This is a genomic window from Chitinophaga eiseniae (assembly GCF_012641265.1).
Taxonomy (GTDB): domain Bacteria; phylum Bacteroidota; class Bacteroidia; order Chitinophagales; family Chitinophagaceae; genus Chitinophaga; species Chitinophaga eiseniae_A.
Genome location: NZ_JABAHZ010000002.1, coordinates 704,040 through 718,348 on the forward strand (window position 1 = coordinate 704,040; position 14,309 = coordinate 718,348).

The window sequence follows — 14,309 nt, forward strand, 5'->3', positions numbered from 1 at the left end:
TGGTGTTTGACCAAATTTTTGCAACATGAAGATTACTGAAGTATCGATTAAGCGACCCACAATAGTGGTGGTGGTATTTACCATCCTCACCCTGTTGGGCGTGATGAGTTATAAATCGTTGAACTACGAGCTGTTGCCCAAGTTCAGCTCCCCTATCGTCACTATTGCTACCATTTATCCGGGAGCTTCTCCCAATGAAGTGGAGAGCAGTGTCACCAAGAAGATTGAAGATGCCGTAGCGTCTATGGAAAAGATCAAAAAGATCACTTCCAAATCATCCGAAAGTTTGTCGGTTATTACCGTTGAGCTGAATAACGATGCCGATGTGGATATTGCCCTGCAGGATGCACAGCGCAAGGTAAATGCGATCCTGGCCGACTTGCCTGGTGATGCAAAGCCACCATCGCTGAATAAATTTTCGCTGGATGACTTGCCGATCATGACTTTGTCGGCCACTGCTAAAATGGATGATAAACAGTTTTATGACCTGGTAGATAAGAAGCTGCAACCTTTACTATCCCGTTTACCGGGCGTAGCCCAGGTGTCGTTGATTGGCGGCCAGGAACGTGAAATACAGGTAAACGTAGATCCGAAGAAACTGGAGGCATTCAATTTATCTATTATGCAGGTGCGCCAGCTGATCACCAATGCCAACCTGGATTTCCCTACCGGTAAGGTAAAAACGGCCAATGAGCAGATCCTGATCCGTTTGGCAGGTAAATATAAAAACGTGGATCAGCTCCGCAACCTGGTGCTGAAAACAACGGCAGATGGTACACAGGTGCGTCTTACAGATGTAGCGGATGTACAGGATGCACAGAAAGACGCAGACCGTATTGCCCGTGTGGATGGTGTAAGCGCCATTGCGTTGCAGGTGCAGAAGCAAACGGATGCCAACGCAGTAACCGTGAGCGAGGAAATGAAGAAGTCCATTGCCCAGATAGAAAAGGATTATGCAGCTAATGGCCTCAAAATACTGGTGGCCAATGATTCATCCGACTTTACGCTGGAGTCTGCTGATTCTGTGATACATGACCTTATCCTTGCGGTAGTGCTGGTGGCGGTGGTAATGTTGTTGTTCCTGCATAGTGTGCGCAGCGCCTTGTTCGTAATGATCTCCATTCCGGCCTCGCTGATCGCTACTTTCATTGGTATGAAGCTGATGGGTTTCTCTCTCAACCTCATGTCGCTGTTAGGATTATCGCTGGTGGTAGGTATCCTTGTGGATGACGCCATCGTGGTACTGGAAAACATCTATCGCCATATGGAGATGGGTAAAAACCGTGTGCGTGCTGCATTTGAAGGGGTGAAAGAAATTGGGTTTACCGTTACATCCATTACACTGGTAATTGTGGTGGTATTTCTGCCGATCTCTTTAACGAATGAACTGGTATCAAAGATCCTGCGGGAATTCTGTGTGGTGGTAATGATATCAACGATGTTGAGCTTGTTGTCGTCCTTCATGATTGTACCGTTGCTATCCTCCCGTTTTGGTAAACTGGAGCATATTACAGGTAAGAATGTGTTTGGGAAATTTATCCTTTGGTTTGAGGCACAGCTTACAAAGTTCACCAACTGGATGACTGGGTTGCTCAAATGGGCGCTGGCACATAAGGCCATTACGCTGATTGCAGCGATAGGCCTGTTATTCGCATCTTTCATGCTGTTGGGTAAAGGTTATATCGGAGGTGAGTTTATTCCGAAAGGTGACCGCGGACAGTTTATTGTGATGCTGGAAATGCCGAAAGATGCGTCTGTGGCGCAAACAAACCTGGCCACCAGAACAGCTGAAAAATATTTGAATAAAAAACCAGAGATCACCCGTTTGATCACTACGGTTGGTCAAACCAGTGAAGATGGGTTTGGTAACTCCCAGTCCACCGCCTATAAATCAGAGATCACAGTGATGCTGGTGGATCCTGAGAAACGTGCCGACGCTTCAGATATTTATGCCGCAAAGATCAAGAAGGAACTGAAAAACATTTTGCCCGGTGTTAAAGTGAAAACGACTGCTGTAAGTATTATGGGTACTGCCGAAAGGGCGCCGGTGGAGCTGATTGTGATGGGTACAGAGCTAGATAGTGTAATGAATTACGCCAAAAGAGCAATGGATACCCTTAAAACCATCAGTGGTGCTACAGAGGTGAAACTGTCCGTGGAAGACGGGAACCCGGAAATCAATGTGCAGGTAGACCGTGATAAGATGGCCGCACTGGGGCTTACGCTCGACGGGGTGGGTGGAACTATGCAAACTGCATTCAGTGGTACTGCCGATGATTCCAAGGTGAAATTCCGCCAGGGAGACTATGAATATGATATCAACATCCGCTTTGATGAGTTCAATAGAAAGAACCTACAGGATGTTTCTAACATACAGTTTATTAATGATAAAGGTCAGCTCATCAAGTTATCGCAATTTGCCGCGGTAACAGAAGGTTCCGGTCCGAGCCACCTCGAAAGAAGGGATAAAAACACATCCGTATCTGTGCAGGCACAGGTAATGGGGCGCCCTTCCGGTACAGTAACGCAGGAGTTCACCGATAAGCTGGCAAAAATGGGGAGACCGACAGGCATCAGTTATGTATTGGGTGGAGATGCTGAGAACCAGGGTGATTCCTTTGGCACATTAGGAGCGGCATTGCTGATTTCTATTGTGCTGGTATACCTGATCATGGTGGCGCTGTACGATAACTATATATATCCGTTTGTAGTGTTGTTCTCTATTCCGTTGGCGATTATCGGCGCCCTCCTGGCACTGGCATTGACCAACAATACGCTGAACATCTTTACCATATTGGGTATTATCATGCTGATCGGCCTGGTGGCGAAGAATGCGATTATCCTGGTCGACTTTACCAACCAGATGAAAGAGCAGGGCCAAAGTACCTATCATGCGCTGATACATGCCAACAATGCGCGCTTACGTCCCATCCTGATGACGACGATCGCTATGGTAATCGGTATGTTGCCTATTGCGTTGGCAACGGGTGGTGTAGGTGCTATTAAAAATGGATTGGCCTGGGCTATCATCGGAGGATTGATCAGCTCCATGTTCCTGACCCTGATTGTGGTGCCGGTGGTATACATGGTGGTGGATAAGGCAATGGCTAAGTTTGGTATTGGTCGTTTGTCTACCAAACGTTATATCAGGCAACGGATGGTGGCTTCTTACGAAGAAGTGCCTTTAAATGAAATTCATGTTAATTAAAGATATGTTACTAACAGTGTAACAGTTGTAGGTTTAGGTAATAGCCGGGATAATCATATCCCGGCTTTTTTTTTCTTTGATATTAACAATAAGTTCTTTCGTTTCCACAAATGAGATGAAAATGCCGTGGAGTATTTTTGCGGCAAATAACATCTTATGAAAAAGTATTTCCCCGCTTTTCTCTTTTTATTCGCTCCTTTTATCTCCTATGCGCAGCAAAGCATTTCCGGCCTCTCTAACCCGGAAAGTGTGGTGGCGGCCAATGGTGGCTACTTCGTATCGGATATAGGCCCAAAGCTGGATCCCGTAGCCAAAGATGGAGATGGTTTTATTTCTTATATAGATAGCAAGGGTAAGTTATCCCTGAAATATTTTGATGATGTACTCAATGCCCCCAAGGGATTGGAGGTTATCAATAATGTGCTGTATGTAGCTGATATTGACCATATAAAAGGTTACGATATATCTACCCGGAAGAAAATATTTGACCTGAACCTGGAAGGGAAAGCCGCGCTGCTCAATGATTTGAGCCGGGTAGATGACAGTACCTTAGTTATTACAGATTCATTTAAAGACCAGGTGTTATTGGTGAATGTGCGTACCAGCGACTTTACTATTCTAAAAGGAAATATTGTAACGGCTAATGGTGTGCTGTATGATGCGCATAGCGACAATATTTATGTATGCTCCATGGGAGCCAACCTGGACGGTACCGGTAAAATATTTGCTAAAAAATTACACGATGACAACGCCACCTTTGAACCGGTAGAAGGTACGCCAACCGGGCTTTTTGATGGTATTGTGCAGCTGGATGATCACCGCTTACTGGTATCTGACTGGATTACGATTAAAGATCCGGTGAAAGGGAACTTTTACGTGTACGATACTAACAGTAAGAATTATACGAAAATAGAGGGTATGCGTTCTCCGGCGGATATTGCGTTGGATGCGAAACACCATACTTTGCTGGTGCCTCAATTGCTGGATAATAAGCTGGTGATAGTGCCGCTGAAAAAATTGGGTTTATAATATCCTATATATAGCAATGCCGCAGGCTTTGGCCAGGGGCCTGCGGCAGGCTCATTATTTCCTGGCCATCAACAACATATGTGAAACAGGGAAAGGGATAGGTAAAGGTACATCATTAATGCACGGGCGCATCAGTTGTACCTTTCCTTCCAACCTGTTTTTTACAATCCACTCATTTCTCCAGGTAGTGGAGAGGTTGTCTAGCCGGAGTCCCGCTTCTTCCAGGGCTGATTTCCAGTCGTTATAATTCCAGAAGCAGAAGGTTTCATGCATTTCGCTGAGCCAGTTGTCGTGGTAATCTTTCTTAAATAAAAACTCACATGCGTTTTGCATCGACAGCTGGGCATAAGTTTTTCCGGCTATGCTAATCCATTCGTGCGGTAGTTGAAACCCTTCCTGGTGGCGAAAGTCTTTTGCAAATTGTTTGAACAGCGCCATGGTAGAAAGTTGCCCCAGCCAGGCTGCCAGCGCCTGTGTGGTGTGGTTTTCGGGCATGGGCAGGTTGTTTTCTCCGTCTTCGTCATTTAACCAGAGTAAGATGGTTTCATCTTTGTTTTCCGGTCCTACTACATCGCGGTTAATCCATACACCGCCGGGAACGAGTTCATTATAACGATTACGTATAAACGCTATCAGGTCTTCCCTGCTGCCATAAGATTCTATTTCATGGGTGAGAGAAGAGGTGTGAATGGTATTCATGCTACCGGCTTCAAACACCAGGCTGGTGACGGCATTTTTTTGAGAAAAGAATACCGAAGGGTTGGCAAATTCCCCATTATGTTTCCGTTGCAGGCAGATATCGTAGAGGTGGCGGGATACTTCGATGCCGTAGAAGTCGCACTCATGGAGGCGATCGTCTTCGCAGGCTATTTTTATCCAGGAGCCTGCGGCGCAGCCAATATCGCCGATATTGCCGGGTTGTATATATGGCGCGGTTTCACGGTATTTCTGTGCCGCGATATCGTCCATTTGTTTCACGTATACGTTATAATCGCGGGTGGCAGTAAGGTCGCCATCAGCGCCTATGATAGGATCTTTCAGGATATGTTGCACCTTCTCCCCTACGCCGTATAGCGACCATATTTTGAACGATGCCGGGTGCATCTGATCGAGGATGGTTTTATTTTTCCGCCAGTCGCCTGTCTGTGCAATGAGTTTTACCACATCCCAGGGCATGGGTTGTGTAAACTGGTTGCTGGCGGGGTCCCATTCGGCGGGCAATACCCGGAATCCATGCTGGAGGTACATTTCCTTTACGCCGGTAGAGCAAATAACGATGGTATTTTCCGGGGTGAGCGCATGTAGGCCTTCGCTGGAATGGCGAATGGTTTTGATGGTGTATTCCGGGAAATCGTTGATTACGCCAACGTCGTCAATTCCATACACGAAGGCTGGTACATCCAGTGAATTGGAGAATTCCTGTATGATCATGGACCGGAGGTAGAATGGAACGGGGTTGCGCTTAGTACCCAGGTGATTGGCCGAAGTAACGGCGAAGATCACTCCCTGTATAGTTTGGGGCACTAACGGCGTGCCATATACGTCCTTTTCGCCATCCAGCTGGCATTTGATAAGACGGTTTAAATATTTGAATTGAAAGTCAGTCAGCAGGTGGTGACGGCCGGGTATGAGTAAATGCATGCCCTGAAGTTAAGAAATGTTAGTAAAGAAAAAAGGTTGTATCGTTTGATGATACAACCCGCTGAGGTAAACGTTTTCTGGAAGAAATAAGGATATTTTTATAAAGTGGCAGCCTTGCGTATCTCCTCGAAGGTGTAGGTACGTACCACTTCCCCATTTTCAAACACTGTTTGCAGCAGATTTGTTGCCTGGGTAGAGGCGGCTACCGTTTTAAATTCGCCGTTTTCTTTTATCAGGGCCAGTTTACCGGCTTTTGACTTTTTAAAAGAAGTACGAAGTTGGCCGTTCGCATCCATTTCCACCGGCATTTTCTGTACATCAATGGGTTGGCCGTTTACTACGGCGTAAGCGCATTTGAGTGCAAACTCCTGAGTGTCGCGGTTTACGCGTTGGAGTAAGGCGCCGCCCATGCCCAGCACCAGGTTTTCGGCGCTGATACCAGCTTGTTTCAGGGCTTCAAATATACCAGGAATGGAAGAATAGCTGATGCCATCGCCTTGTATGACCCTCACCTGTGGTGGCAATACTTTAAAGCCTTTTTCATTGGTGGTATAGCCAAACTTCTCCATGAGGATGGTAAATATGCGGAGCAGCGTTTGTACCGGATCGCCGCTATCGGGGCGGATAACCAGGGTGCCGTCTCTTTTAAGAATTTTTTCTTTCAGCTCGGTTCCCCAGTATTCCTCGCAGGCCCGGAAAATATTGTAAGAATCGGATACGCAGGCGATGGTGCCGGTTGGATATGTATCGAGAATGTGTTTGAAGATGTCCAGTTCTCCTTTTTCACCCAGCAGGGTTACCACGGAGTGTTCTGTGGCTGGGATAGAGAGTCCCGGTGCGGTAGGTGCGCCGTAGTATCTTTTGGCAAACATGGAGCCGGGGATGGTGTCGCTGCCGGAAAAGCTTACCAGGTGAGCGCTTCCGCCGATACCGGCGCTTTCTACGGAGCTGGCGCCCCGGAAGCCGAAGTCGTTCAGTACAAAGTCGATGCCTGCGTAAGCTGCTGCACTGGCGGTTTCATCGTAATATTTCTTTACTATTTTTTTAATTTCTCTTGATACAGAGGCTACGGTGCATGGGTACCATACCTGCATGAGCAGTGTTTCGAGGAAGTTGGTAAGCCAGAAGCATTCCGGGTCGGTGTTTTCGATGGTCATCAGCACATTCCGTACGGGTACCACCGTGCCTTCGGGAACTGCTTTGATACGGATGGGCAGTTTACCGCCATGTTTTTCAATAATATATTCAAAGCGGCTGCGGTCGAATACGTCTTTACGTCCGAATACTTCTGTGAGCATGGTTTCGGCTTCGTCCAGCTTTTCTTTGGTAAATACAATGCCCGCGAGGTATTCTTTCAGGAAATATTGGAGTCCGTAGAACACAGTTTCATCAAATTTACCACCGCGACTTTCGAGGTAAGAATAAATGTACTCAGTGCCAGGGATGTATAATTTGTGGTGAGAGTATTTGTAAGCGTCGGCGAGGAGAATGAGGTTTTCCTTTGTCATATCTCAATATTTTAGTCTTAGTAAGTATATTTTTCAGTGAGTTTAGCGATCAGCGGAAGATGTGTATCCACGATTTCGTTCCGGCTGATCATGCCTGGTATATCCTTTACTGTTACCCATTTTACTTCTTCGAGATCGTCGTTGGCGGCGGGTTCTCCGAATACGAGGTCAGTGCTGAAGAGAGTGGTGATAATTTTATTTACTTCAGCGCGATAGCGCCAGTCGTTTACCCGTATGGAGGCTACATATTGCATAGGGCCAATTTCCAGTGCGCCGCATTCTTCCTGCAATTCCCTGGTAGCAGCCAGTTCGAAGCTATCGTCGGTTGGGTCGGAAAAACCACCCGGGAGCCGCCATACGGCTTCATTTGGTTTGCGGCCCAGCAGCAACTGTGTTTTATTGTTTCTATATAATGCAATATCTACAGTAGCATATACGGACGGAAATAGGTTATAGGTGTTATAGATGATGCCGGCGCGGAATTCTTCCGTATCAAACACTTTATCTGATATGGCTTCCCGCATGGCGGTGGCGTTATAATCTTTTACAGGTGGCAGTGCTGTGGTGGTATAGCGACCGGAATAAGTACCCATAAAGCTATCGCGGCTGCCGTATAATAAAAAGGTTTCGTGAGGAAAATTGTTGTGAAGCAGTTCATCCAGTTTCTGTGACCATACGGTATCGCTTTTCTGATCGCTCAGGGGTAATACAATGATTTCTGGAAACGCCTGTTTGATCATCCGCTCGCGGGTGTAGTAGTCGAGCGGATTTTTGCGGCTGCCTCTCACCGGACTAACGCCAAGGATGATGAGGACACGGTTATGTTTTTGTTTAACCTGCCGGATCAGCTCCAGGTGGCCTTCATGGAGGGAAGGTGTTTGGAAGCGGGCGATGATCACTCCTGTGGGTTTTGTGTTTTGCATGTCCGATCTATTTTGTGTAATTGTTACACAAATATAGAAAGGGAATTTGAATCAGCAAAATGTTTTTTGTAAAAAGTACACAAAATAAAATCACTAGATCAAAATGATAATATATTATTAGTCTGTTGTTAAAATATTATTGAAAATTTTCTTGTCGTGAAATAAAACCGCTATTTTTGTAGTCATTAATCACCATTAATCATATCTGAAAATGCCTAGAAAAATTAGACCAACCATTTTAACAGGAAAGGCCGCCACTCGATTTCTTGCAGCTATTCGGGCCAATAAAGACAAGAAAATTAGTCAGGAACGATTTGAAGAATGGCAGAGAAATGTTCAGCTGTTTAACGCGATGCTTAAAAAGGATTAACTGTTGTATTTGAAAAGATTGTTTGTTTGATTAACCCTTATCAACATGAATTTTACTGGATTAACCCTTACTAAGATAGACACACAGTCTATTGCAAAAACTTTTGATTGTGGAGATACTGAATTAAACGAATTTTTACTGTCGAAAGCTCTTCATTACAAAAATGAATTGCTGGCTGTAACCTATCTGCTAAAAGACAAGGAAAGAACTGTCGCTTTCTTCAGCGTTTTCAATGATAGCCTTTGGATACGGGAGCAGGATTTTGTTTCAAAGAGTGCATTCAAGAAATTTCGTAGAGGAATTGTGAGCCATCCCAAAAGGCATTTGGAGTATTATCCTGCCATGAAAATTGGGCGGCTAGGTGTATCTAACCAAGTGCAAAAAGGAGGTATTGGAAAGGGAATCATTGACTGGATTATCGGTCTGGCCGTTAAACATAATAACGAATGCGCCTGTAAGCTGATAACTGTTGATGCCTATGCGCAATCTACCCGATTCTATGAAAGAAACGGGTTTCAATATCTTGACCATATGGATAAGAACGTAGATACCAAGCAGATGTATCTCGACCTTACGCCATATGTTAATACGATGCCGGAATCGCCTATAGTGTTGATGAATTAAGCGGTGATTATTTTCTTCTTACAGCTTTGGACGTTTGCTCAATTGATACTCGTTTTTTGAGCACTGCTGCTGCTTGTTCAGGAGAGATCGTAATCCCTTCAATGCTGAAGGATGCTACCATAGACTCCACTATCTTCTCTGCCAGCGATTTTTCATTTTTCGTGGAAACAACAGCTGTTTGTTTGGAAGTATTCGACATGGTATCAATTTAATGAAATATGAGCTGACTAAGGAATATTTACTTTAGTCAGCTCTATTCTATTTGTATGACGAAACGTTTAAGGTTTTAAACAAAGAAGAATGAATACCCAGAACGGTGAATGTTCACATTTCATTGACATCTTGTAAGCAGTCATTTTTTAAATTAGATGAAATATTCATCCAATGTTGGCAGTTAACCGAAACAAGGAAGATTTAAAGAAACTCGGCATAAAAATCCGTGAGTTGAAAACGGGAAGAAATATTACAGATAAAGCATTATCGCGATTGGCAAGAATTGGTACCTCCCAGGTGTGGCGGATATTAGAAGGTCAGGTCAACCCCACCTACTCTACATTAAAAGCTATTGCAGAAGTATTGGAGGTGCATCCAGGGGTTTTCTTTGATCTATAAAATCGAGCCCTGTTCCTCATCAGGGGAAATAGCTGGCTCAAATAGTCTTTGATTTTAATCCCCTCGAATTCGAGGGATAAGAAAAAGGCAGGGGCTATGAAAGCAATTGTGTTAATTGCCGGAGCTCCAGGTCATATCTCAAACGTCATCCCTTCCTTCTTCAGCTTAAAATACCTCTCTTCATCAAAACTGAACAAATTCGCGGGTCTTCCCTGCGATACCTGTTTTTGTTTTTCGTTATGGGCAATCAATATCCCCAGGTGGTTTATTTTTTTCTGGAAGTTGCGACGGTCTATAGGCCGGTCCAGCAGGGTTTCGTAGAGTTTTTCCAGGTCGGCGATGGGAAATTTTTTATCCAGCAGCTCGAAGCCGATGGGTTCGTAGCGGATTTTATTGCGTAGGCGTTGCACGGCTACATCGATGATGGTAGCATGATCGAAAGCCAGGGATGGGAGATCTTTAATATTGAACCAGCTGGCATCTTCGGCATCGGAGCTGGCTGCCAGCTTAAAGTTGGTAGGGTTTACCAGGCCGAAGTAGGCCACGGATACTACCCTGCCCCTGGGGTCGCGCCCAGGGAGCCCAAAGCTGTATAGTTGTTCGAGGTAGTTGATATTTACGCCGGCCTCTGTGAGCAGCTCGCGGGTAACGGCTTCTTCGAGCGATTCATTGTTGAGAACGAAGCCGCCGGGCAGCGCCCAGCTATGCAGATAGGGCTGAATGGTGCGCTTAATGAGCAGCACTACGATCCCTTCTTTGGGAATATATCCAAATACTACCGCATCTACGGTCAGTCTGATGTTTTGTATAATGGGCAAACCTTTCTGATTATTTTGCTTGTATATATTGTTCTATCTGGGCAGTGCCTTTGTGCAAATTTACGAACAAAGGATTTTTTACCGGGTCAAAAACGATAATGGTGCTTTGTTCCCAGATATCTTGCGGCGTAGGTAGTTCAATGATTACTTCCTGGCCATTCTGCCGATGGAAGAGCAGGCTGTCTTTTCCGGCCATATGGGCCTTGAACTGGTGCTGGTCCAGGTAATCGGTCAGTTGCTTGCGGAGTTGCAGTACGGAGTCGGTCAATGCGCCGGGGGCGGGTTTAAACTCGCGGTATACGTAACATTTTTCGTTGATAACGTCATACGCCGACCGGTCGGTATTTTGTTCTTTGTTGCGGGCACTGTTGCAGGCAAACAGCACTACGGTCATTGTGAGGAGTGATAATATCTTTTTCATGAGTACATAAGTTTAATGTTCGTAGCAATCATAGTTACGCTGACGGTAAATTTTTCCATCGCGAAATTCTATGATGGTGCAAATAAATGCTTTCATCACCTGGCCCCGGCGGAATTGCCCGGCATCTACGCCTATTTCACCGGTCCATTTGGCTTCTACTACCAGGGTATTCCCTGATTCTACTACTTTCAGCACGCTGAAGTGCTGGGATTTCAAAATTATTCTATTGGTGGCCATGCTTTCCAGCATGATCTCAAAATTGCGTTGTTTGATCTCATTCGAGAGCTGGTTTGGATATTCAGTCTGAATGATGTTCGGATGAAAAATCCTGGCAAATTCAACGGGATCTGCTGAAAAAGTTTCCAGCAACTGGAAATACCGGTATATAAGCGCCAGTTTCTCTTCCATTTAAAGGGATAAATTGAAATATTACGAATAGCGTATTTATGCGAAAATATACATTTCGCACCTATATGTAACTCTCAAATTTTGAGTGGTTCGTAATTATAGGGTGATTATTGGGCGCTGGTAAAGGCCAGCTTGTCTTTATTATTTGTTTTATCGATGATGTTATATACCAGTTTGAGGATGTTGAGGGTGCCGGTATAATTTATCTTGTCGTCGGAGGTAGCCGTTCCGGTATAGAAATAAAGTACTGGTATATTTTTTTTGTAGAAGGACGCATGATCAGAGTTGGCTGCCAGGGTGGAGTCGTAGGCCAGTGGCAGCTCTTTGTTGGTGGCGGCTTCCTGCAGGATGGCGGCCCATCCGGGGGAGGTGCCTGTTCCGCCTATCTGTAAAGCCTTACCTGGGTTGAGTTGCCCGATGCCATCCATATTTATCATATAGTTTACCTGGGCCAGGTTTACGGTGCTATGGGAGGCAAAGTATTTAGAGCCATATAGTCCCTGTTCCTTCCCGGAAAAGGCGATAATCACATAGTTATTGTTATGGAGACGGGAGCCTGCCAGGAGGCGGGCTAATTCCAGTAAAGCGGCTGTTCCGCTTACATTATCATCTGATTTAGCGGTACTTTCCCAGCCGGGAAAATCGTAGTGTGCGCCGATGATGATGGTATGGGGGGCTTTGTTATCCACATAGCCGATTACGTTAGTACCGGTACGTTTGGTGGCTTTAAAGGCAATCTGCATATTTACCTGGAAGCTGCCGGCATCGTCGGCGCCCAGCTTTTTGCTGATTTCCCTGCTAACCCATACCGCTGGAATGCCAGTAGCGGCGGGATGTTGATCGAGCCATTGCTGTACTTCGGCAATAGATTCTCTCCCGTTAAAAAATATTACGCCGGTGGCGCCCGACTTTTCAGCTATCTGTGTTTGGTGCAGGTACTGCTCCAGGGGCGTTTTCCGGCTGTCGGTATCCATTTCTGCCACGTTGATAAACCAGATATTGTCAGGTTCATTTACGCTGGGCATTACTTCTCCTTTGACCGATTTTTCTGCGCTGAAAGGCAGGGGGAGATATTGTTGGCCGGCTACCAGTTTATCTTCGTTGATGGCCAGGTGGCAACTGGTAGCGGGTTCCTTGCTTTCTTTGACGGTAAATTGCTGTAAAAAGCCATCCTCCCCTTTGGGGCTGAGACCAATTTGTTTCATCTGAGCGGAAATATACGCGGCGGCCAGTTGCTCGCCGGGAGCGCCTGTGCTGCGGCCTTCCAGCTTATTGCTGCTCAGGTAATTAATATGTAGTTGTAGGTTACCAAGGGTTTTTCTGTCCTCTTTTCTTTGGGCATAAACATGGAAGGTAACAACTACCAGTGGTAACAGCCAGGTGATCTTTTTCACAGCAATCTGATTTGGGTGTTGTGGCAAAATTACGAATTACCCTGGTTGAATGGCCAAATCTGTCAGAAGATCTTTTGACTATATCATTGTATTTTAAGTATTTATAATACATTGCTTTCGTCTGAAAACCGTCATTCGCCAAATAGAGTGTAAGGTTGGTAATTCTCAAAATGCTATTTTTGCCCCGTTTTAAAAACAAAGTATGAAAAACACGCCTTTTACTGAGAAACACATTGCGCTGGGCGCCAAGATGGCCGCCTTTGCGGGTTACAACATGCCTATTTCCTACACTGGTATTAACGACGAGCACCAGGCGGTACGTACAAACGCCGGTGTGTTCGATGTAAGCCACATGGGCGAATTTATTTTAAAGGGCGAACATGCATTGGACCTGATCCAGCGCGTTACCAGCAACGATGCCTCCAAACTTACTGCCGGTAAAGCGCAGTACAGCTGCCTGCCCAACAACGAGGGCGGTATCGTAGACGATCTGCTGGTATATTGCATTGAAGAAAACAAAGTATATATGTTGGTGGTAAACGCCAGCAATATTGAAAAAGACTGGAACTGGATCAGCCAGTTCAATACCAACAACGTGGAAATGCACAACATTTCCGACAAAACCTGCCTGCTGGCCATCCAGGGACCTAACGCCACCAGCATGCTCCAGCCACTCACCGACGTGGACCTGGTAAATATGAAATATTACACTTTCGCCAAAGGCACCTTTGCCGGCGTACCTAATGTGGTGATCAGCGCTACAGGCTATACCGGTGCAGGTGGTATCGAAATTTATTTTGAAGATACCGACGGTGCAGCAGATAAGATATGGGAGGCTATTTTCGCCACTGGTGGTCCTAAAGGACTGAAACCTATTGGTTTAGGCGCTCGCGATACCCTCCGCCTGGAAATGGGCTTCTGCCTCTATGGTAATGATATTGACGACACTACTTCCCCTATGGAAGCAGGTTTGGGCTGGATCACCAAATTCACCAAACCATTCACTTCCAGCGAAATATTTGCAAAACAAAAGGCCGAAGGCGTTACCAAAAAGCTGGTTGGTTTTGAAATGGTAGATAAGGGTATTCCCCGTCACGATTACGAAATCAAGGATGCTGCCGGTAATGTGATTGGCCGTGTAACCTCCGGTACACAGTCGCCTTCTATGCAAAAAGCTATCGGCCTGGGCTATGTAAATACGCCATTTGCCGCACAGGACACTGAAATATTTATTGCGGTAAGGGACAAGGCCCTGAAAGCAAAAGTGGTAAAAGTACCTTTCCTTAGCTAGGAATAATAGGAATAGCCGGCTAAAAGTTGTTAATTTCGGTGCCTGAAAGTTTTCGGAGCACC

The 14,309-nt window shown here is 45.6% G+C and carries 14 protein-coding genes; 6 read left to right on the forward strand and 8 right to left on the reverse strand.

The features are described from left to right. Positions 1 to 25: 25 nt before the first annotated feature. Positions 26 to 3,208, forward strand: coding sequence for an efflux RND transporter permease subunit (locus HGH91_RS10565; RefSeq protein WP_168738411.1), 3,183 nt, complete (start codon positions 26 to 28; stop codon positions 3,206 to 3,208). Between the two features lie 156 nt (positions 3,209 to 3,364). Beyond that, positions 3,365 to 4,237: a hypothetical protein gene (locus HGH91_RS10570; RefSeq protein ID WP_168738412.1), complete on the forward strand. Its 873-nt coding sequence runs from the start codon at positions 3,365 to 3,367 to the stop codon at positions 4,235 to 4,237. 54 nt (positions 4,238 to 4,291) lie between these two features. Here HGH91_RS10570 and HGH91_RS10575 read toward each other — a convergent pair whose 3' ends face one another. The 3 genes from HGH91_RS10575 to HGH91_RS10585 form a co-directional block, all read right to left on the reverse strand. Continuing rightward, on the reverse strand, positions 4,292 to 5,878 hold the full coding sequence (locus tag HGH91_RS10575) for a transferase (RefSeq protein WP_168738413.1): 1,587 nt from the start codon (positions 5,876 to 5,878) through the stop codon (positions 4,292 to 4,294). Positions 5,879 to 5,976: 98 nt separating this feature from the next. Beyond that, positions 5,977 to 7,386, reverse strand: coding sequence for a nicotinate phosphoribosyltransferase (locus HGH91_RS10580; RefSeq protein WP_168738414.1), 1,410 nt, complete (start codon positions 7,384 to 7,386; stop codon positions 5,977 to 5,979). A 17-nt stretch (positions 7,387 to 7,403) separates the two neighbouring features. Then, positions 7,404 to 8,309, reverse strand: coding sequence for an NUDIX domain-containing protein (locus HGH91_RS10585; protein ID WP_168738415.1), 906 nt, complete (start codon positions 8,307 to 8,309; stop codon positions 7,404 to 7,406). Between the two features lie 211 nt (positions 8,310 to 8,520). On the opposite strand from HGH91_RS10585, the gene HGH91_RS10590 reads away from it, so the two are divergent. Next, positions 8,521 to 8,679 carry a hypothetical protein gene (locus HGH91_RS10590; protein WP_168738416.1) on the forward strand — a complete coding sequence of 53 codons (159 nt, stop codon included), beginning with the start codon at positions 8,521 to 8,523 and terminating at the stop codon, positions 8,677 to 8,679. A gap of 45 nt (positions 8,680 to 8,724) precedes the next feature. Then, positions 8,725 to 9,303 (forward strand): GNAT family N-acetyltransferase, encoded by a 579-nt coding sequence (locus HGH91_RS10595; RefSeq protein WP_168738417.1) that lies wholly within the window; start codon positions 8,725 to 8,727, stop codon positions 9,301 to 9,303. A 7-nt stretch (positions 9,304 to 9,310) separates the two neighbouring features. Here the strand turns inward: HGH91_RS10595 and HGH91_RS10600 are convergent, their stop codons facing one another. Beyond that, positions 9,311 to 9,502 (reverse strand): hypothetical protein, encoded by a 192-nt coding sequence (locus HGH91_RS10600; RefSeq protein WP_168738418.1) that lies wholly within the window; start codon positions 9,500 to 9,502, stop codon positions 9,311 to 9,313. A 185-nt stretch (positions 9,503 to 9,687) separates the two neighbouring features. On the opposite strand from HGH91_RS10600, the gene HGH91_RS10605 reads away from it, so the two are divergent. Beyond that, entirely contained in the window at positions 9,688 to 9,915 is a 228-nt protein-coding gene (locus HGH91_RS10605; protein WP_168738419.1) for a helix-turn-helix domain-containing protein, read from the forward strand. 131 nt (positions 9,916 to 10,046) lie between these two features. On the opposite strand, the gene HGH91_RS10610 is transcribed toward HGH91_RS10605, so the two are convergent. The 4 genes from HGH91_RS10610 to HGH91_RS31490 form a co-directional block, all read right to left on the reverse strand. Next, positions 10,047 to 10,733: an NUDIX hydrolase gene (locus tag HGH91_RS10610; protein ID WP_168738420.1), complete on the reverse strand. Its 687-nt coding sequence runs from the start codon at positions 10,731 to 10,733 to the stop codon at positions 10,047 to 10,049. A gap of 10 nt (positions 10,734 to 10,743) precedes the next feature. Next, positions 10,744 to 11,154, reverse strand: coding sequence for a hypothetical protein (locus HGH91_RS10615; RefSeq protein WP_168738421.1), 411 nt, complete (start codon positions 11,152 to 11,154; stop codon positions 10,744 to 10,746). 12 nt (positions 11,155 to 11,166) lie between these two features. Continuing rightward, entirely contained in the window at positions 11,167 to 11,562 is a 396-nt protein-coding gene (locus tag HGH91_RS10620; RefSeq protein WP_168738422.1) for a nuclear transport factor 2 family protein, read from the reverse strand. A gap of 107 nt (positions 11,563 to 11,669) precedes the next feature. After that, positions 11,670 to 12,956 carry a M28 family peptidase gene (locus HGH91_RS31490; RefSeq protein WP_168738423.1) on the reverse strand — a complete coding sequence of 429 codons (1,287 nt, stop codon included), beginning with the start codon at positions 12,954 to 12,956 and terminating at the stop codon, positions 11,670 to 11,672. A gap of 202 nt (positions 12,957 to 13,158) precedes the next feature. Here HGH91_RS31490 and gcvT point away from each other — a divergent pair, with 202 nt between their 5' ends. Beyond that, positions 13,159 to 14,247 carry a glycine cleavage system aminomethyltransferase GcvT gene (gene gcvT, locus HGH91_RS10630; protein ID WP_168738424.1) on the forward strand — a complete coding sequence of 363 codons (1,089 nt, stop codon included), beginning with the start codon at positions 13,159 to 13,161 and terminating at the stop codon, positions 14,245 to 14,247. Positions 14,248 to 14,309 lie beyond the last annotated feature (62 nt).

Coding starts and splice junctions, on each gene's coding strand:
- HGH91_RS10565 (WP_168738411.1), top strand. CDS start 26: ATGAAGATTACTGAAGTATCGATTAAGCGACCCACAATAGTGGTGGTG.
- HGH91_RS10570 (WP_168738412.1), top strand. CDS start 3,365: ATGAAAAAGTATTTCCCCGCTTTTCTCTTTTTATTCGCTCCTTTTATC.
- HGH91_RS10575 (WP_168738413.1), bottom strand. CDS start 5,878: ATGCATTTACTCATACCCGGCCGTCACCACCTGCTGACTGACTTTCAA.
- HGH91_RS10580 (WP_168738414.1), bottom strand. CDS start 7,386: ATGACAAAGGAAAACCTCATTCTCCTCGCCGACGCTTACAAATACTCT.
- HGH91_RS10585 (WP_168738415.1), bottom strand. CDS start 8,309: ATGCAAAACACAAAACCCACAGGAGTGATCATCGCCCGCTTCCAAACA.
- HGH91_RS10590 (WP_168738416.1), top strand. CDS start 8,521: ATGCCTAGAAAAATTAGACCAACCATTTTAACAGGAAAGGCCGCCACT.
- HGH91_RS10595 (WP_168738417.1), top strand. CDS start 8,725: ATGAATTTTACTGGATTAACCCTTACTAAGATAGACACACAGTCTATT.
- HGH91_RS10600 (WP_168738418.1), bottom strand. CDS start 9,502: ATGTCGAATACTTCCAAACAAACAGCTGTTGTTTCCACGAAAAATGAA.
- HGH91_RS10605 (WP_168738419.1), top strand. CDS start 9,688: ATGTTGGCAGTTAACCGAAACAAGGAAGATTTAAAGAAACTCGGCATA.
- HGH91_RS10615 (WP_168738421.1), bottom strand. CDS start 11,154: ATGAAAAAGATATTATCACTCCTCACAATGACCGTAGTGCTGTTTGCC.
- HGH91_RS10620 (WP_168738422.1), bottom strand. CDS start 11,562: ATGGAAGAGAAACTGGCGCTTATATACCGGTATTTCCAGTTGCTGGAA.
- gcvT (WP_168738424.1), top strand. CDS start 13,159: ATGAAAAACACGCCTTTTACTGAGAAACACATTGCGCTGGGCGCCAAG.